The organism is Okeania sp. SIO2B3 (assembly GCF_010672525.1).
Classification (GTDB): Bacteria; Cyanobacteriota; Cyanobacteriia; order Cyanobacteriales; family Microcoleaceae; genus Okeania.
The window spans coordinates 1-22,569 of record NZ_JAAHGH010000031.1; the positions used below are offsets into that span (position 1 = coordinate 1).

Consider the following 22,569-nt stretch of genomic DNA (forward strand, 5'->3'; position numbering starts at 1 on the left):
GAAACTCAAGTAGAAAGCTGGCAAGATATATTCAACCAACAAATATACGAACAGCTCAGTGAAGTAATTGACCCCTTATTTAACACTAGGGGATGGATTAGCAACTACGATAACCAGGCTATACCAGTAGAGCAAATGCGCATCTGGGCAGGGGATATTGTTGGTCAAGTGTTAGCCCAGAAACCGGAGAGTGTTTGGGAAATAGGTTGTGGAACAGGAATGTTGCTATTTCAACTCGCACCGCACACAGAAAGATATTACGGAACTGATATTTCCAACGTATCATTAGAATACATCAAAAAACAAATAGAACAGCAACCAGAAAAATATGCTCATGTAAATTTAGCTCAGAAAAAGGCTGAAGATGTATCAGAGGTTGCCGATCATAGCTTTGATTTGGTGCTTTTAAGTTCGGTAGTGCAATATTTTCCTAATGTAGAGTATCTGTTGCAAGTAATAGAAAACAGCATCCGGGTAGTTAAACCAGGAGGAACGATATTCTTAGGGGATATCCGCTGTCATTCGTTAATGAGAGCATTCCACACCTCGGTACGATTGTACAAAGCTACCCCATCATTGTCTTTCCAACAACTAAGACAAAGCATAGATAGACAAATGCAACAGGAAAAAGAGTTGTTGGTATCGCCAGAGTTTTTTGTTGCTCTTAAGGAAAAATATCCAGAAATAACTCATGTACAGATACGTTTGCAGAGGGGAACTGAAATTAATGAACTGAATAAATATCGTTATAGTGTGTTATTGCATATACAACAGCAACCAATATCTGCGGTCGCAGCTCCCACAGAAAATGGTGTGGGGATGAGTTATGAGGATATTGAGGCATATTTGCGACAAAAACAACCAGAATCAATCTGCTTTAGTAGTTTAGCAAATAGGAGAATAGAAAAAGATCTACAGACTGTGGAAGTTTTAGAAGCAGAGTCTAAACTGAACGCGCAACAGTTGAGACAACAGTTAGAAAATCAGCCAGTACATGGTATCGATCCAGAACAACTGCATCAACTGAGTAGCCATTTGGAATATAAGTTAGAGTTGTGTTGGTCTGCACAAGGTAATATGGGATGTGTGGATGCGGTATTTGTGCGAAATGAGTTAGCAGAAGAGAGAATAGTTTTAACGCCACTCACTCAACAGTCCATATTAGGGGGTAACTGGAAGAGTTATGGGAATAATCCTTTGGCCACTATGACTGGGAAACAACTAATACCGCAGTTGAAGGAGTATTTGGAACAGAGGTTGCCGGAGTATATGATACCTTCTGGGTTTGTGATGTTGCCACAAATGCCCCTGACGCCGAATGGTAAAGTAGATCGTAAGGCATTGCCAGCACCAGATTTTACCAGTAGTATGTCAACGGAGTATGTAGCCCCGCAGACCAAAACAGAGAAGGGATTAGCAGATATTTTTGCAGAGGTGCTGGGTATAGAAAAGGTGGGGATACATGATAATTTCTTTGATTTAGGCGGCCATTCTTTGATGGCAACTCAGGTTGTGTCTCGGATACGACAGACATTTTCAGTGGAGTTCCCTCTACAAATTATCTTTGAGAAACCAGATATAGCTAATTTAGCTAAGGAACTAGAGATTTATCTAGCTCAAACTAACAGGGTGGAGACATTAGCCATTACACCAAGAGTACAAGATGGTAATCCTCCACCATTATCTTTTGGTCAACAAAGACTCTGGTTTATTGAGAAAACTGGGTTAAGTGGCAATGCTTACAATATACCCTTAGCTCTACATTTAGTTGGTAAATTAGACGAAGTTGCACTGCAACAAAGTCTGAACCAAATTATTGCTCGCCATGAAACTCTCAGAACTACTTTTAGTTCTATCGATGGGGAGGGCGAATGCCATTCGCCCCTACAGATGCAGGTTTCAAATGATGCCGAGGGCGAACGGCATTTGCCCCTACAGATGCAGTCAACAGAAGTTACGCCAAATACTAAATCAGACACCACCCGTAGGGGGGAATGGCATTCGCCCATAAAGATGGAGGTTTCCCAATCAATTTCCGTAACTCCTGCCAACAATAAACCAATACAAGTAATTAGACCTCCTTTTGCCCTCTCACTGCTTAAACAAGATGTGAGTGAGTTAACACCTGCTCAACAAATTACACAACTGCAACTTTTACTCCAACAGGAAAATCAACAACAATTTAATCTAGAAGTAGACCCACCTATAAGGGTGAAACTGTTGAAATTAGGGACTAATGAACACATACTCCAAGTAACGTTACATCACATCGCCTCTGATGGTTGGTCTCTAACTGTATTCACTGAAGAACTATCAGCAAATTATGCTGCAGCAGTAGCAAACCAACCATCTCCTTTACCAGAACTTCCCATACAATATGCTGATTTTGCTGTTTGGCAGCGGAATTATTTACAAGGTGAAACTCTAGAAATACTATTAGATTATTGGAAACAAAAGCTCAAAGAATTACCTCAACTGCAACTACCCACAGATCGTCCTCGCCCCGCAGTTGAAAGTTTTAAAGGAGCGGGTTTACCAATAAATTTATCAGCATCACTAACCTCAAAATTAAAACAACTGACGGGGCAGCAGGGTGTGACTCTGTTTATGACCCTCTTGGCAGGGCTCAAAGTATTACTGTATCACTACAGTAGTCAAGAACAAATAGTAGTAGGTTCACCCATTGCCAACCGTAACCGGAGTGAAATAGAAGGGTTAATCGGCTTTTTTGTCAACTCCCTAGTCATGTATACAGATTTGGGGGGCAAACCAAGTTTTGCCGAAGTGTTAAACAGAGTGCGACAGACAGCTTTAGAAGCTTATGCTCACCAAGATGTACCTTTTGAGAAACTGGTAGAAGAGTTGCAACCAGAACGTTCTCTCTCGAAAAATCCTTTGTTTCAAGTATCGTTTGCTCTTCAGCAGTCTGAAGCTATGAACCCATCCTTTAGTTTGCCAAAATTAGAGGTGAGTTGGTATCAAGAAATAGAAGAAGAAATGACGGTAAGGGTGGATTTAGAATTACACCTGTGGGAAGAGGGAGAAGAAATCAAAGGATTCTGTAGTTACAACCGAGATTTATTTGAGGCGGAAACGATCGCTCGGATGTTGTCTCATTATCAAAACTTGCTAGAAAATGCTCTGGAAGCTCCAGAACAACCTATTCATCTACTACAGTTGATGAGCAACCAAGAACAGCAGCAGTTGTTGATAGAATGGAATAACACAAAAACAGATTATTCTACGGAAAAATGTATCCATGAATTATTTGCGGAACAGGTAGAGAAAACGCCAGATGCGGTAGCAGTAGTATTTGCAGAGGAAAAGCTAACTTACTCTGAATTAGATAGCAAAGCTAACCAACTAGCTTATTACTTACAAGAGTTAGGAGTTAAGCCTGATGTGCTAGTGGGTATTTTTGTTGAGCGTTCTCTGGAAATGGCGATCGCTATATTAGCCATACTTAAAGCAGGAGGAGCTTATGTACCGTTAGACCCGAGCTATCCACCGGAACGTTTAGCTTATATGCTTGCTGATGCAAAAGTGTCGGTTTTACTTACACAGGAATCATTGGTGCAATTGTTACCAGAGCATCAAGCTCAAGTATTGTGTTTGGATAGCGATCGGATCGTGAATATTGAGGTTGCTTCAGAGAAATTGCAGAGTGGAGTTAAACCGTCTAATCTAGGCTACGTCATTTATACTTCTGGCTCTACAGGTAAACCTAAAGGAGTAGCTTTGAGCCAACGCGCTCTTGTCAACTTGATAGTTTGGCAACAGCAGGAAGCTATTGTTGGTCAAGGTGCGAGAACACTCCAATTTTCTCCTATTAGCTTTGATGTATCCTTCCAAGAAATTTTATCGACTTGGTATTCTGGGGGAACTCTGGTGTTAGTATCTCAAGAAGTCAGGCGCGATCCCCTAGCTTTGATGAAATTCCTAGCTGAGAACAATGTAGATAGGATATTTTTACCTTTTGTAGCTTTACAACAGTTAGCAACAGTAGCTTCTCAATGTCCGGTGCTACCACAACTACAGGAAATTATTACAGCAGGAGAACAGTTGCAGTTAACTCCAGACATCATCGGGTTAATGAACCGACTACCTAATTGTAGAGTGCAAAATCAATATGGACCTTCGGAAAGCCATGTGGTGTCTGCTTATACTTTACAAGGAGAGCCTGCTAGTTGTCCGAAACTGCCACCTATAGGTCGTCCTATTGCTAATGCTGAACTCTACATCCTCAACTCTTACCTAAAATCAGTACCTATAGGCGTGCATGGAGAACTATATATTGGTGGCGTTCCTCTAGCAGATGGTTATTTAGGCCGCCCCGAACTGACTAGGGAAAAATTTATTACTGTAGAAGGGAAGAGGTTGTATAAAACTGGAGATTTAGCACGTTATCTACCGGATGGCAACATTGAATATCTCGGTAGGAGCGACTATCAAGTAAAAATTCGTGGATTCCGGATTGAAACAGGGGAAATAGAAGCTGTTCTCAATCAAAATCCGACAATTAAAGAAACAGTAGTGGTGGTAAAAGAGGAAGACTCTGGAGATAAGCGCTTAGTAGCATACATAGTGAGTGAAATTGAAAGTATAATTACCTCGAACCCTGAGTTATTGGAGACTCAACTAAGTAGTTGGCAGGAAGTATTTGAACAAATATACTCACAATTGAGTGAAACTACAGACCCTTTATTCAATACTACTGGTTGGCGTAGTAGTTATAACAATGAACTGATACCAGTAGAGGAAATGCAAGTATGGGTTGACGATATTGTGACTCAAGTCTTAGGGATGCAACCTCAGAACATATATGAAATAGGCTGTAGAACGGGAATGCTACTATTTCAGATAGCACCTCATGTGGCAGGTTATTATGGTAGTGTTATTTCCAATATATCCCTGGAGTATATTCAAAAACAAATAGCACAAAAATCTGACAAATATGCTCATGTAACTTTAGGGAACAAACGAGCTGATGATATGGCAGATATAGCGGATAACAGCTTTGATATGGTGCTGATAAACTCGTTCGTCCAGTATTTCCCTAGTGTAGAATATCTGTTGCAAGTTATTGAAAACAGCATTCGGGTAGTCAAACCTGGAGGAATGATTGTACTAGGGGGTATCCGTAGTCTGTCACTAATGAGAGCATTCCATACTTCGGTGCAACTGCATAAAGCAACTCCATCTCTGTCAGTTAAACAACTAAAACAGAATGTAGATAGACTGATGCAGCAGGAAAACGAATTGTTGGTTGCGCCAGAGTTCTTTGTTGCTCTCAAAGAAATTTATCCAGAAATTAGTTATGTACAAATACGTTTACAGAGAGGAAGCGAACATAATGAATTGAATAAATATCGCTATAATGTACTGTTGCACATCGAGACTAAACCCAGAACCGTCATTGAAGCACCAGTAGAAAATGGAGCTAGTATGTTTATTGAAGACATAGAACGGTATCTACAGCAAAGACAGCCAGAATCAATCTGCTTTAGCAGTTTAGTAAATAACCGTGTGGCAACTGATGTGGCAGCAGTAGAGTTACTATCACAAACAGAGGAAATCAAAAATGTACAGCAATTGAAACAAAAGTTAGACCGGCAACCCCCCAATGGTGTCGAACCAGAACAACTACATCAACTGAGTACTTCTTTAGGGTATCAACTAGAGTTATGTTGGTCGCTCCAGGGTCAAGAAGGATGTTTTGATGCAGTCTTCGTGCGTAATGAGTTAGCAACAGGAGGGGTAGTGTTAACACCATTAACTCAACAATCGGCGATCGCAGAAAATTGGCATCGTTATGCTAATAATCCCTTGGCTTCTGTAGCAGTTAAACAACTAATACCGCAGTGGAGGGAGTATTTAGAGCAGAGATTACCAGAATATATGGTACCCTCTGGGTTTGTAGTCTTGCCACAACTGCCACTAACACCTAATGGTAAGGTAGATCGTAAGGCATTACCTACAGTAGATTTAGGTCGTAGTCTCTCAACAGATTTTGTCCCTCCTCAGACGCCAACACAAAAAACATTGGCTGAGATTTGGGCACAAGTTCTGAGTATTAAACAAGTGGGGATACATGATAATTTCTTTGATTTAGGAGGCCATTCATTATTAGCTACTCAAATTGTATCTCGACTAAGAAAGGTTTTAAATGTAGAGTTTCCTTTAAGGATTTTATTTGAGTTGCCCACAGTAGCTGGGTTAGCAGAATATATTGAAACTATTATTTTGTCTGAGCAAGATTTACAAAATTCAGAAGTTGAAAATGAGGAGGTAGTATTTTGAAACTTACTAAAACAGTTGAATTTTTATCTTATCTTCGTAGTCTAGGTGTGAATTTTTCCGCTGATGGAGGAAAACTCCGCTGTAATGCTGCTCCAGGGATTTTAACATCAACTTTACGTCAAGAAATAGCAGAGCGTAAAACAGAAATCCTAGAGTTACTTCAAGAAGTGCAGACAACCCAACATTCTCTGGGGGAACCTATTAAACCAAGTTCCAGAGAACAAGAATTACCATTATCATTTGCTCAACAAAGGCTGTGGTTTATTGAAAAAACTGGGTTGACTGATAATGCCTACAATATGCCTTTAACTTTGCATTTGGTGGGTGAATTAGACAAGGTTGCTTTACAACAAAGTCTAGATCGAATCATTGCTCGCCATGAAACTCTCAGAACTACTTTTAGTTCTCTTGATGGGGAGGGCGAATGCCATTCGCCCCTACAGATGGAGGTTTCAAATGATGGGGAGGGCGAATGCCATTCCCCCATACAGATGGAGGTTTCAAATGATGGGGAGGGCGAATGCCATTCCCCCATACAGATGGAGGTTTCAAATGATGGGGAGGGCGAATACCATTCCCCCATACAGATGGAGGTTTCAAATGATGGGGAGGGCGAATACCATTCCCCCATACAGATGGAGGTTTCAAATGATGGGGAGGGCGAATGCCATTCCCCCATACAGATGGAGGTTTCAAATGATGGGGAGGGCGAATACCATTCGCCCCTACAGATGGAGGTTTCAAATGATGGGGAGGGCGAATACCATTCGCCCCTACAGATGGAGGTTTCAAATGATGGGGAGGGCGAATATCATTCGCCCATACAGATGGAGGTTTCAAATTCAACAGGAATTACGCCAAATACTAAATCAGACACCACCCGTAGGGGCGAATGGCATTCGCCCACAAAGATGGAAGTTTCCAACTCAACAGGAATTACGCCAAATACTAAATCAGACACCACCCGTAGGGACGAATGGCATTCGCCCACAAAGATGGAAGTTTCCAACTCAACAGGAATTACGCCAAATACTAAATCAGACACCACCCGTAGGGGCGAATGGCATTCGCCCACAAAGATGGAAGTTTCCAACTCAATTTCCGTAACTCCTGTCAACAATAAACCAGTACAAGTAATTAGACCTCCTTTTGCACTTGTATTACCATTACAAGACCTCAGTGAGTTAACACCTGCTCAACAAAAAATACAACTGCAACAGTTGCTTCAAAAAGAAAATGAACAACTATTCAATCTGGAAGTAGATCCACCTATCAGGGCAAGATTGTTTCAACTAGGAGATACCGAACACGTACTTCTAATTACATTACATCACATCGCCTCTGATGGTTGGTCTCTGAATGTATTGACATCTGAACTATCAAATCATTATACTGCAGCAGTAACCAACCAACCATCTCCTTTACCAGAGCTACCCATACAATATGCTGATTTTGCAGTCTGGCAGCGGGATTATTTACAAGGTAAAACTCTGGAAACACAAATAGACTACTGGAGGCAAAAGCTCAAAGAAATACCTCAACTGCAACTACCAAAAGACTATCCTCGCCCCGCAGTGGAAAGTTTCAAAGGAGCAGGTTTACCAATAAATTTATCACCATCACTAACCTCAAAATTAAAACAATTAACTCAAAAGCAGGGTGTGACTCTATTTATGACCCTCTTAGCAGGGTTCAAAGTCTTACTACATCGGTATAGTGGTCAAGAAAAAATAGCAGTAGGTTCACCTATTGCGAACCGTAACCGCAGTGAAATAGAAGGGTTAATCGGTTTTTTTGTCAACTCCTTAGTTATGTACACAGACTTGGAGGGAGAACCAAGTTTTACCGAAGTCTTAAACAGAGTGCGAAAAACAGCTTTAGAAGCTTATGCTCACCAAGACTTGCCTTTTGAGAAACTGGTAGAAGAGTTACAACCAGAACGTTCTCTCTCGAAAAATCCTCTATTTCAGGTATCATTCGCTGTGCAGCAGTCTGAAGTTATGAATCCATCTTTGAGCTTGCCCAACTTAAAGTTGGATAGGTATGAAGAAGTGGAAGCGGAAATGACTGTGCGGATGGACTTGGAATTACATTTTTGGCCAGTAGGAGACAAAATTGAAGGATTCTGTGCATACAACAAAGACTTGTTTGAGGCGGAAACTATCAACAGAATGTTGTCCCATTATCAAAACTTGTTATCCGCAGCAGTGGAAAACCCAGAGTTACCAATTGCTAAACTGCCTTTGATGAGTCAGACAGAGCAGCAACAGTTATTAATAGAATGGAATAACACAAAAACAGATTATCCAGATCAAAAATGTATCCATGAATTATTTGAGAGCATTGTAGAAACAACACCCGATGCAGTAGCAGTAGCATTTGGAGCACAAAAGCTCACTTATTCTCAGTTGAATACCAAAGCTAACCAACTAGCTCATTACTTGCAAAAGTTGGGCGTGGGACCAGAAGTGTTAGTGGGTATCTGTATCGAGCGTTCAGTAGATCTGATCATCGGTATACTCTCCATACTCAAAGCAGGAGGAGCTTATGTACCATTAGACCCAACTTATCCACAAGACCGCCTCAGTTATATGTTCAATGATTCTCAAGTGTCAGTATTGCTAACTCAAGAACACTTATTAGCTCAACTGCCACCACACCAAGCTCAGGTAGTTTGCCTAGATCGAGATGAGAGCAAAATTGCTACGGAAATTCAAGAAAATCTTACCACTAAAGTCACACCGGAAAATTTAGCTTATACCATCTATACTTCAGGTTCAACAGGTAAACCAAAAGGAGTATTGTTAGCTCATCAGGGTTTGTGTAACTTAGCTCAAGTTCAAATTAAAGCCTTCAAAGTAGGCTCAAATAGCAGAGTGCTACAATTCGCATCAATCAGCTTTGATGCCTCCATCTGGGAAATAGTTATGGCTATTTGCTCAGGTGCAAGTCTGTATCTAGACAAACGAGACAACTTATTGCCTGGAGAAAATTTGAGTAAGTTATTAGATGAGAAAAAAATTACTCACGTTACTTTGCCTCCATCAGCTCTAGGGGTAATGCCTCAAGAAAAATTACCAGCTCTCAAAACGATAGTTGTAGCAGGAGAAGCTTGTTCGCGAGAGTTAATTTCCCAGTGGTCACAAGGGCGACAATTTGTCAATGCTTATGGGCCAACAGAATCAACAGTTTGTGCGACAATGGCCCAATGCTCAGAAGAGTCTGGCGCGATCGCTATTGGTCGTCCCATCGCTAATACCACAATTTATATCCTTGATGGGAATTTACAACCAGTACCGATAGGAGTACCAGGGGAGATACATATTGGTGGTATTGGTTTAGCTCGTGGCTACCTGAACCGCCCTGAATTAACACTTCAGAAGTTTATTCCTAACCCCTTTATTAACCAACCAGAACAGAAGTTATATCGAACTGGGGACTTAGGACGGTATTTGCCTGATGGTAATATAGAATTTCTCGGTCGCATTGACCATCAAGTAAAAATTCGCGGTTTCCGTATTGAAATAGGAGAAATAGAAGCGACTCTCACTCAAAATTCCACGGTCAAAGAAACAGTAGTTGTAGCGAGAGAAGATACTCCTGGTAATCAACGTTTAGTAGCATACATCGTACCTGAAAACGAAACTAATACTAATTCCAACCAAGAACTATCAGAAACTCAACTAAATAATTGGCAAGAACTGTTTAACCAACAAATTTACTCTCAGTTAACTCAAGTTAGCGACCCCCTATTTAATGCTAAAGGTTGGTTAAGTAACTATGATAGCCAACCGATACCAGAAGCGCAAATGCGAGTCTGGGCCAATGATATTGCGGGTCAAGTTTTAGGCACTAACCCGGAGAAAGTATGGGAAATAGGGTGTGGTTCAGGAATGCTACTGTTTCAGATAGCACCTCACACGGAAGTTTATTATGGTACAGATATTTCTGATGCTTCCCTGGAGTATATCCGCAGACAAATAGCAGAACATTCAGACAAATATGCTCATGTAACTCTGGCTCAAAAAGCAGCAACAGAGATGGCAGATGTGAGTGACGATAGTTTTGATGTAGTGCTGCTCAATTCTATAGTTCAGTATTTCCCAAGTATAGATTATTTGTTGGAAGTTATAGAAAATAGTATTCGGGTAGTTAAACCAGGTGGTTCGATAGTGCTAGGGGATATCCGTAATTTTCCACTGATGGAAGCATTTCAGACTTCGGTGCAATTGTATAAAGCTACCCCATCTCTGTCAGTGAAACAACTAACGGAACGGATAGACAGGTTTATACAGCAAGAGAAAGAGTTATTGGTATCGCCGGAGTTTTTTGTCGCCCTCAAACAGAAATATCCGGAAATAACTCATGTACAAATGCGTTTACAAAAGGGGAGGGAACTTAATGAACTGAATAAATATCGCTATAGTGTGTTGCTGCATATAGAAGCACAACCAAAATCTGTTATAGAAGCACCAACTTATGAGAAAACTGGTATTTCAGCAGGAGAAATAGAGGCATATTTGAAGGAAAAGCAACCAGAGTCTATTTGTTTCAGTAATTTGGTAAATAGCAGAATAGCTACTGATGTGGCAGCATTAGAGTTGCGGTCGCAATCTGAGTCTCAACTACTAAATGTGCAGCAACTGAGGCAACAGTTAGACCAACAGTCTCTAGATGGAGTCGATCCAGAAGAGTTACATGAACTGAGTGCTAAACTGGGGTATAAACTAGAGTTATGTTGGTCGCCCCAAGGAAAAACCGGATATGTTGATGCAGTATTCGTGCGGAATGAATTGGCAACAGAAGCAATAGTCTTAACACCACTAACTCAAAAATTAGTAGTGTCGGGAGATTGGGATAGTTATGGTAATAATCCCTTACAAGCTCAGGCAGCGAAACAATTGATACCACAATGGAGAGAGTATTTGGAACAGAGGTTGCCAGATTACATGGTACCTTCTGGGTTTGTAGTGTTGCCACAACTGCCACTGACTCCTAATGGCAAAATCGACCGCAAAGCATTGCCAGCACCAGATAATGCTAGTAGCCTCTCCACAGATTTTGTTGCGCCTCAGACTGCGACACAACAAACATTAGTCGAGATTTGGGCACAAGTGCTAGGTATTAAACAGGTAGGCATCCATGACAACTTTTTTGATTTGGGCGGACATTCCTTATTGGCGACTCAACTTATTTCCTGTATCCGTCAATCTCTTCACCAGAATGTTTCCCTAAAAACTCTATTTGCATCTCCCACCATTACCCAATTAGAACAAGCATTAAAATTACTGCCCATCGAAAATTCATTAGAGAGTGAATCTCTAGTGATGCCAACTATTGTGCCAGTTCCCGAACAACGCTATCAACCATTTCCGCTCACGGATGTTCAACAAGCATATTGGCTAGGTCGTAATAGTGCCTTTGAATTGGGGAATACTGCCACTCACGGTTATCTGGAACTTGATTGTAAGAACTTAAATGTAGAAAAGTTAAGCCGAGCTTGGCAGCAGGTAGTTAACCACCATGATATGCTGCGAGCTGTTATCTTACCAGATGGTCAACAACAAGTTCTAGAACAAGTACCTCCCTATGAGATCGAAATTATCGACTTATCTGGTCACTCACCAGAAACGGTAGCTCAGGAACTAGAAGCAATTCGCCAGGAAATGTCCCATGAGAGTTTTCCCACAGATAAATGGCCTCTGTTTAAGATATGTGCCACTCGTTTAAAGGAAAATCTCTATCGTCTGCATTGGAGTTTTGATGCCTTAATTGCAGATGCTTGGAGCATGATGATTTTTTGGCAACAATGGCTGCAACTGTATTACACTCCAGAAACTCCACTGCCCACCTTAGAAATCACATTTCGTGACTATGTACTAACAGAGTTAAGTCTGAAGTCAACACCCCAGTATCAGAGTTCTCAGGAATATTGGAGGCAACGTTTAGATAGTTTGCCACCAACACCAGAATTACCTATGGTTAAGCAAACTGTAGCACTCCAAGAACCAGAGTTTAAATCCTTGCGATCGCAACTATCAGCCAGAGATTGGCAAAAATTGAAACAAAAAGCTCAACAAGCATCTTTAACTCCATCGGGAGTATTGTTAGCAGCTTTTGCAGATATCTTAACTTACTGGAGTACAAGTCCTAAATTTACCATAAATTTGACGTTGTTCAACCGTTGGGAGCTACATCCAGAAGTGAATCAATTAGTAGGAGATTTCACGAGCTTGACATTGTTGGAAGTAAACAATTCAGTGGCGAGCAGTTTTGTGGAACGTGCCCAAAGAATACAGAGTCAACTGTGGCAAGATTTAGACCATAGGTATGTCAGTGGAGTAGAAGTACAACGAGAATTGCGTCGTCACCGTGGAACTTATCAACCAATGGGGGTAGTGTTTACTAGCACTCTAGCTTTAGATTCCTTTGCCGATCTATTGCCATCAAGTGAATCAGAAGAATCTTCCCTTGATGATTTGGGAGAGCTGGTATACATGGTGAATAAAACTCCTCAAGTTTGGCTCGATCATGCGGTATCGCAAGACGAACAAGGAGCATTAATGCTAATCTGGAATGTTGTGGAAGAACTATTTCCCGAAGGTGTCATCGATGAAATGTTTGAAAGCTACCAACATTGGTTACAACAATTAGCTACCACTGATACTGCCTGGGGTCATACTCATCCTCAACTTTTACCACCAACTCAACTCGCTCAACGCCTTGAAATTAATCAAACTACCACATCTATTCCGAAACAGACTTTACACGGTCTATTTCTAGAACAAGTCGCCCTACGTCCAGATGCAATGGCTCTGGTTAGTCGAGAATGTTCCCTCACATACAGACAATTATCAGAACTCGCTCACAACATCGGTATCATGTTACAGCAGTCTGGAGCTACTCCCAACACTCTCGTAGCTGTAGTTATGGACAAGGGATGGGCACAAGTGGTAGCTGTGATGGCTATTCTCCTTTCTGGTGCTGCTTACCTGCCAATTGACCCCACATTACCAGAAGAACGACTGAAATATTTGTTGGAGCAAGGGGAAGTTAAACTGGTTTTGACTCAGACTCCTTTAGTGTCAGATATTTCTTTACCTGATGGAATAGAGTATTTCTGTATAGACTCTCCACAACTGGAAGTTTCTGTATCTAATGGTAATAGTGTTTTACAGACAGTTTCTACTCCCGATGATTTAGCTTATGTCATCTATACTTCAGGTTCCACTGGTTTACCTAAAGGTGTGGCCATTGACCATCGTGGTGCTGTCAATACTATTGTGGATATTAACCACCGTTTCCATGTCAATTGTGATGACCGAATCTTAGCTATTTCAGCTCTCAATTTTGACTTGTCTGTGTATGATATTTTTGGTAGTTTAGCTGCTGGTGCTACCATAGTGATGCCTTCTGCAACAGCAGGAAAAGACCCCGCTCATTGGGTGGAGTTAATGGTCGAGCACCAAGTCACTGTCTGGAATACTGTACCTGCTCTGATGCAAATGTTGGTGGAATATTTATCTTCACATCCTCTGACAGTGAGGCAACAACTGCGGTTAGTGTTATTGAGTGGAGATTGGTTGCCGATGAGTTTACCAGAGAGATTGCGTAATATTTGGGAAGATATTGAAGTGGTGAGTCTCGGAGGTGCAACGGAAGCATCTATTTGGTCAATTTATTATCCAATCACAGAAATTAATAGGGAGTGGACAAGTATTCCTTATGGAAAACCCTTATCAAATCAAAGTTTTTATGTTCTGAATCATTTGATGGAACCAAGTCCTGTGTGGGTACCTGGTCAACTTTATATTGGTGGAGTGGGATTGGCTTTAGGTTACTGGAAAAATCAACAAAAGACGGAAGCTAGCTTTATTGAGCATCCGGTAACAGGAGAACGATTATATAAAACAGGAGATTTGGGGAGGTATTGGCCAGATGGAAATATAGAATTTTTGGGTAGAGTTGACTTCCAGGTGAAAATAAATGGTTATCGGATAGAGTTGGGAGAAATAGAAGTGGCGTTAATGGAGCATCCGGGTATTGCCAAAGGAGTGGTAAGTGTGGTAGGAGAACCAGGGGGAACTCAGAGATTAGTGAGTTATGTGGTAGCTTCCTTGGGTGAAAAGTCTGATTTATTTGAGGAATGGGAAAATCAGGAGAATGGTAGTAGTCAGCTGCGGGTATTGCCAGCACAAAAATTACGGTCTTACCTGAAGCAGAAGTTGCCAGAATATATGGTTCCGCTTACTTATGTTTTGCTTGAGGATTTACCTTTGACTGCTAATGGTAAAGTTGACCGTAAGGCATTGCCAGTTCCTAATGTTATTAACTCTCTACAGAATAGGGAACAAGTTGGTTTGCTACCAAATACCCCTATCCAAAAAGACCTAGCGTTGATGTTAGAAAATATTCTGGAGGTTAATCAAATTAGTATTAATAACAATTTTTTTGAAATAGGTGGTGATTCTTTACTTGCGACTAGAATTGTTTCTAGAATTAAAGAAACATTTCAAGTAGATATGAGTTTGAGAGACTTTCTGGGAGCAGATACTGTCAAAGATGTAGCTGACTATCTAGAGGTTGTCTTAAAAACAAAACAAACTTTAGAGAAGACAAAATCAAACTTGGGTACTAAAAAAAGAGTGGAGTTTTAAACATGAAAACAAACAAAACAACGGTAATTGAATTTATATCCTATTTGTACAGTTTAGAAATTGAGATTTCAACTGATGGTACAAAACTTTTATGTGATGCTCCGGAAGGAGTATTAACACCAGAACTATACCAACAGATAGCTGAATACAAAGAAGAAATCCTTTCTTTCCTCAACCAAGTAAGTCAGGATAGAAATAATACTCTATCTCCAATTGAGGTTATTCCCAGGGATGAAAATTTAAGTCTATCATTTGCCCAACAACGGCTGTGGTTTATTGATAAAATGGGGTTGATTAGTAATGCTTACAATCTACCCTTAGCCCTACATTTAGTTGGTAAATTAGACGAAGTTGCTCTGCAAAAAAGTCTCGATGGAATCATTGCTCGCCATGAAACTCTAAGAACTACCTTTAGTTCCATTAATGATACACCAGTACAAGTCATTAAACCTCCTTTTGCACTTTTACTGCCATTACAAGACCTAAGTGAGCTAACATCATCCGAACAAACTGCACAACTGCAACTTTTACTCCAACAGGAAAATCAACAACAGTTTAATCTGGAAGTAGACCTACCCATAAGAGCTAGACTATATAAACTGACAGCTACCGAACATATACTTCTAGTTGTATTGCATCATATTGTGGCTGATGGTTGGTCTTTGATATTATTCGCCCAAGAATTATCAACTCATTATGCCGCAGCACTTGCAAATAAACCATCTCCTTTACCAGAGCTACCCATACAATATGCTGATTTTGCAGCCTGGCAAAGAAATTACTTACAAGGTGAGGTTCTGGAAACGCAAGTAGAGTACTGGAAGCAAAAGCTAAAAGAATTACCTCAACTGCAACTACCAAAAGACCATCCCCGACCTGCAGTGGAAAGTTTTAAAGGAGCGGGTTTACCGATAAATTTATCAGCTTCATTAACCTCAAAACTCAAACAACTGAGCCAAGAGCAAGGTGTCACCCTATTTATGACTCTGTTAGCAGGGTTCAAAGTATTACTGCATCGTTACAGTGGTCAAGAAAAAATAGTAGTAGGTTCACCTATTGCGAACCGTAACCGCAGTGAAATAGAAGGATTAATCGGTTTTTTTGTTAACTCCCTAGTCATGTATACAGACTTGGAGGGAGAACCAAGTTTTACAGAAGTTATCAAAAGAGTGCAGCAGACAGCTCTAGAAGCTTATGCTCACCAAGATTTACCTTTTGAGAAACTTGTGGAAGAGTTACAAATAGAACGTTCCTTATCACAAAATCCTTTGTTTCAGGTATCGTTTGCTCTTCAGCAGTCTGAAGTCGCCAAGCCATCTTTTAGCCTACCGAATTTAGAGGTAAGTTGGTATGAAAAGATTGAAGATGAAGTCACAGTGCGGTTAGACTTAGAATTACACCTATGGGTAGAAGGAGAGGAAATCAAAGGATTATGTGCTTATAATCGAGATTTATTTGAGGCGGAAACTATTGACCGAATGTTGTCACATTATGAAAACTTGCTCAAAGCTGCTCTGGAATATCCGGAGAAACCTATTGGTTTGCTGCCATTGATGAGCGATGCAGAGAGAAAGCAGTTATTAGTAGAATGGAACAACACGAAAACAGATTATCCCAGAGAAAAGTGTATCCATGAGTTATTTGCAGCTCAGGTAGAAAAAACACCTGATGCTCTAGCAGTAGTATTTGCTGAACAGAAACTAACTTACTCCCAGTTAAATAGCAGAGCTAACCAACTTGCTCACTACTTGCAACAGTTGGGAGTCAAACCCGATCTAGGAGTTGGTATTTTTGTTGAGCGTTCTGTGGAAATGATCATCGGTTTATTGGCAATACTCAAAGCAGGAGCTACTTATGTGCCACTTGACCCCAACTATCCCCCATCCCGTCTCAATTATATGATTGAAGATGCGCAACTTTCTATATTGCTGACTCAAGAAAAATTGCGAGAGCGTTTACCAGAAATAGCAGCTAAAATTATTTGCCTGGATACAGATACAGTTATTTCCACAAACAGTTCACAAACTCCAACTGTATCTATAACACCAGACAACTTGGCATACATGATCTATACTTCTGGATCGACAGGTTTACCTAAAGGTGTTAACGTCAGACATCGAGGGGTAGTGCGACTGGTGCAAAACACTAACTATGTTAACTTCACTGCACAAGACATTTTCCTACAATTATCACCTATATCCTTCGATACATCCACCTGGGAAATATGGGGTAGTCTGCTCAATGGAGGAGTATTAGTAGTAATGCCACCCCATCAACCAACCCTGGCAGAAATAGGAGCAGTTATCAGGGAAAATCAAGTTACGCATCTGTGGCTAACATCTGGGTTATTTCATCTGATGGTAGAAGAACAATTAGAAGATTTAACTTCCCTCAAGCAACTATTTTCAGGGGGAGATGTGTTGTCAGTAGCTTGCGTGCAAAAAGTAGTGGAAGAACTGCCAGGGTGTCAATTAGTTAACGGTTACGGCCCGACCGAGAACACTACATTTACCTGTTGTTTTCCAGCCAAAGCTAACAGTAATTTAGAAAAGTCAGTCCCCGTAGGTAAACCTGTCTCTAACACTCAAGTATATATTTTGGATTCATATTTACAACCAGTACCAATAGGAGTACCAGGAGAACTATATACTACTGGAGATGGACTGGCAAAAGGCTATCATAACCGTCCTGAACTGACAGCAGCTAAATTTATTCCTAATCCCTTTGACAATAATGAATTTGAAGCTACATCAAAATTTTATAAGACAGGAGATTTAGTACGTTATTTGCCAGATGGGAATATAGAATTTCTCGGCCGCATCGATCATCAAGTGAAGATTCGGGGTTTCCGTATTGAAATAGGGGAAATTGAAACTGTTATCAATCAACATCCAAAAGTCAAAGAAACAGTAGTTATAGCGCGGGAAGATACCCCTGGTGATAAATATCTAGTCGGATATATAGCTGCTGAAACTGAGACTATTACCTCAAACCCAGAAATATTAGAGAATTACCACAATAGTTGGCAAGAAATATTCAACCAACGAATTTACTCTCAATTAGATGAATGCACCGACTCATTGTTTAATATGACTGGGTGGAGCAGCAGTTATGACAAGGAACTGGTGCCAGAGGTACAAATGCGAGTCTGGGCGAACGATCTAGTGACGCAAGTTTTAGCCAGTAATCCCAAAAGTGTGTGTGAAATTGGCTGTAGAACAGGAATGTTACTGTTTCAAATCGCACCACATACAGAAGTTTATTATGGCACAGATATTTCCGATGTCTCCCTGGAGTATATCCGAAAACAAATAGCACAACACCCAGACAAATATGCTCATGTAACTCTGGCTCAAAAACGAGCTGACAACATGGCAGAAATGACAGATAACAGTTTCGATGTAGTGTTCCTGAGTTCTATAGTTCAATATTTCCCAAGTATAGAATATCTGTTGGAAGTTATAGAAAATAGTATTCGGGTAGTTAAACCAGGTGGTTCGATAGTGCTAGGAGATATCCGCAGTCTCCCACTAATGAGAGCATTTCATGCCTCAGTACAATTGCACACAGCTACTCCATCTCTGTCACTAAAAGAACTAAGAGAAAATATAGACCGACAAATGCAGCAGGAGATTGAGTTGCTTGTGTCACCAGAGTTTTTTGTAGCTATCAAAGAGAAATATCCAGAAATTACTCATGTACAGATACGTTTACAGAGGGGAAGCGAACATAATGAACTGAACAAATATCGCTACAATGTTTTCTTGCACATACAGGGACAACCGACATCTGTTATAGCAGCACCGATGGCAAAGGAAACGGGTATGTCAATGGCAGATATTGAGGCATATTTGACGGAAAAGCAGCCAGAGTCAATTGGTTTTAGTGGTTTAGTCAATAGCAGGGTAGCTACTGATGTAGCAGCAACAGAGTTGCTGTCACAACCAGAGTCTCAACTAAATGTGGGGCAGTTGAAAGAACAGTTAGAAAATGAGCCAGTGAATGGCATCGATCCAGAACAGTTACATAAACTGAGTGTTAAACTGGGGTATAAACTAGAATTATGTTGGTCTGCACAAGGCAATGTGGGCTGTTTGGATGCAGTATTTGTGCGCAATGAGTTAGCAGCAGAAGCAATGGTGTTAACACCACTAACTCAAAAATCATTGGTCGAAGGAAAATGGCACAGTTATGGTAATAATCCCTTAGCAACCCAGGCCGCAAAACAACTGATACCGGAATGGAGAGAATACCTGGAGCAAAAATTACCAGATTATATGGTTCCTTCTAGGTTTGTAGTGTTGCCACACCTGCCACTGACTCCCAATGGCAAAATAGACCGCAAAGCATTGCCAGCACCAGATAATACGAGTAACCTATCCACAGATACAGATTTTGTTGCACCTCAGACTCCCACACAAAAAGCATTAGTTGAAATTTGGAAACAAGTGCTTGGTGTTAAACAAGTGGGTATCCATGACAACTTTTTTGATTTGGGCGGACATTCCTTGCTAGCAACTCAACTTGTATCTCGTATCGGCAAACAACTTCACCAAGATGTTCCTCTGACAACCCTATTTACAGACCCCACCATTGCTGAATTAGAGCAAGCCTTGAAATTACTGCCAGTAGAAGAATCATCAGAAGAGAAATCTGTAGTGATGCCAACTATTGTGCCAGCACCCGAACAACGCCATCAACCATTTCCGCTCACAGATGTTCAACAAGCGTATTGGTTTGGTCGCAATAGTGCTTTTGAATTAGGCAATATTGCCACTCATAGTTATATAGAACTTGATTGTGAGAACTTAAATGTCGAAAAGTTAAGCCAAGCTTGGCAACAGGTAGTTAACCACCATGATATGCTGCGAGTTATTATCTTACCAGATGGTCAACAACAAGTTCTAGAGCAAGTACCTCCCTATGAGATCAAAATCAGAGACTTATCTGGTCACTCACCAGAAAAGGCAACCCAGGAACTAGAAGCAATTCGCCAGGAAATGTCCCATGAACTATTCCCCGCAGACCAATGGCCTTTGTTTAAGATACGTGCCACTCGTTTAAAGGAAAATCTCTATCGTCTGCATTGGAGTTTTGATGCCTTAGTTGCAGATGCTTGGAGCATGATGCTTTTTTGGATACAATGGCTACAACTGTATCAAATTCCAGAAACTGCACTGCCCGGATTAGAAATCACATTTCGTGACTATGTACTAACAGAGTTAAGCCTGAAGTCAACACCCCAGTATCAGAGTTCTCAGGAATATTGGAGGCAGCGTTTAGAGAGTTTGCCACCAACACCAGAACTACCGATGGTCAGACAAACTGTGGCTCTCCAAGAACCAGAGTTTAAGTCATATCAGGCCAAGCTGTCTCCCCAAAATTGGCAAAAATTGAAACAAAAAGCTCAACAAGCATCTTTAACTCCATCGGGAGTATTGTTAGCAGCTTTTGCAGATATCTTAACTTACTGGAGTACAAGTCCTAAATTTACCATAAATTTGACGTTGTTCAACCGTTGGGAGCTACATCCAGAAGTGAATCAATTAGTAGGAGATTTCACGAGCTTGACATTGTTGGAAGTAAACAATTCAGTGGCGAGCAGTTTTGTGGAACGTGCCCAAAGAATACAGAGTCAACTGTGGCAAGATTTAGACCATAGGTATGTCAGTGGAGTAGAAGTACAACGAGAATTGCGTCGTCACCGTGGAACTTATCAACCAATGGGGGTAGTGTTTACTAGCACTCTAGCTTTAGATTCCTTTGCCGATCTATTGCCATCAAGTGAATCAGAAGAATCTTCCCTTGATGATTTGGGAGAGCTGGTATACATGGTGAATAAAACTCCTCAAGTTTGGCTCGATCATGCGGTATCGCAAGACGAACAAGGAGCATTAATGCTAATCTGGAATGTTGTGGAAGAACTATTTCCCGAAGGTGTCATCGATGAAATGTTTGAAAGCTACCAACATTGGTTACAACAATTAGCTACCACTGATACTGCCTGGGGTCATACTCATCCTCAACTTTTACCACCAACTCAACTCGCTCAACGCCTTGAAATTAATCAAACTACCACATCTATTCCGAAACAGACTTTACACGGTCTATTTCTAGAACAAGTCGCCCTACGTCCAGATGCAATGGCTCTGGTTAGTCGAGAATGTTCCCTCACATACAGACAATTATCAGAACTCGCTCACAACATCGGTATCATGTTACAGCAGTCTGGAGCTACTCCCAACACTCTCGTAGCTGTAGTTATGGACAAGGGATGGGCACAAGTGGTAGCTGTGATGGCTATTCTCCTTTCTGGTGCTGCTTACCTGCCAATTGACCCCACATTACCAGAAGAACGACTGAAATATTTGTTGGAGCAAGGGGAAGTTAAACTGGTTTTGACTCAGACTCCTTTAGTGTCAGATATTTCTTTACCTGATGGAATAGAGTATTTCTGTATAGACTCTCCACAACTGGAAGTTTCTGTATCTAATGGTAATAGTGTTTTACAGACAGTTTCTACTCCCGATGATTTAGCTTATGTCATCTATACTTCAGGTTCCACTGGTTTACCTAAAGGTGTGGCCATTGACCATCGTGGTGCTGTCAATACTATTGTGGATATTAACCACCGTTTCCATGTCAATTGTGATGACCGAATCTTAGCTATTTCAGCTCTCAATTTTGACTTGTCTGTGTATGATATTTTTGGTAGTTTAGCTGCTGGTGCTACCATAGTGATGCCTTCTGCAACAGCAGGAAAAGACCCCGCTCATTGGGTGGAGTTAATGGTCGAGCACCAAGTCACTGTCTGGAATACTGTACCTGCTCTGATGCAAATGTTGGTGGAATATTTATCTTCACATCCTCTGACAGTGAGGCAACAACTGCGGTTAGTGTTATTGAGTGGAGATTGGTTGCCGATGAGTTTACCAGAGAGATTGCGTAATATTTGGGAAGATATTGAAGTGGTGAGTCTCGGAGGTGCAACGGAAGCATCTATTTGGTCAATTTATTATCCAATCACAGAAATTAATAGGGAGTGGACAAGTATTCCTTATGGAAAACCCTTATCAAATCAAAGTTTTTATGTTCTGAATCATTTGATGGAACCAAGTCCTGTGTGGGTACCTGGTCAACTTTATATTGGTGGAGTGGGATTGGCTTTAGGTTACTGGAAAAATCAACAAAAGACGGAAGCTAGCTTTATTGAGCATCCGGTAACAGGAGAACGATTATATAAAACAGGAGATTTGGGGAGGTATTGGCCAGATGGAAATATAGAATTTTTGGGTAGAGTTGACTTCCAGGTGAAAATAAATGGTTATCGGATAGAGTTGGGAGAAATAGAAGTGGCGTTAATGGAGCATCCGGGTATTGCCAAAGGAGTGGTAAGTGTGGTAGGAGAACCAGGGGGAACTCAGAGATTAGTGAGTTATGTGGTAGCTTCCTTGGGTGAAAAGTCTGATTTATTTGAGGAATGGGAAAATCAGGAGAATGGTAGTAGTCAGCTGCGGGTATTGCCAGCACAAAAATTACGGTCTTACCTGAAGCAGAAGTTGCCAGAATATATGGTTCCGCTTACTTATGTTTTGCTTGAGGATTTACCTTT

3 protein-coding genes are annotated in these 22,569 nt (G+C 40.9%); all 3 read left to right on the forward strand.

Annotation, left to right across the window (positions count from 1 at the left end):
• On the forward strand, positions 1-6,300 hold a 6,300-nt coding region (locus F6K15_RS20110), incomplete at its 5' end, for a non-ribosomal peptide synthetase (RefSeq protein WP_293063592.1).
• Complete coding sequence (locus tag F6K15_RS20115) at positions 6,297-14,957, forward strand: non-ribosomal peptide synthetase (protein WP_293063594.1); 8,661 nt, start codon at positions 6,297-6,299, stop codon at positions 14,955-14,957. The genes F6K15_RS20110 and F6K15_RS20115, both read left to right, overlap by 4 nt.
• Before the next feature lie 2 nt (positions 14,958-14,959).
• Positions 14,960-22,569 (forward strand): non-ribosomal peptide synthetase (locus F6K15_RS20120; protein WP_293063596.1); only part of this gene is annotated, 7,610 nt, incomplete at its 3' end.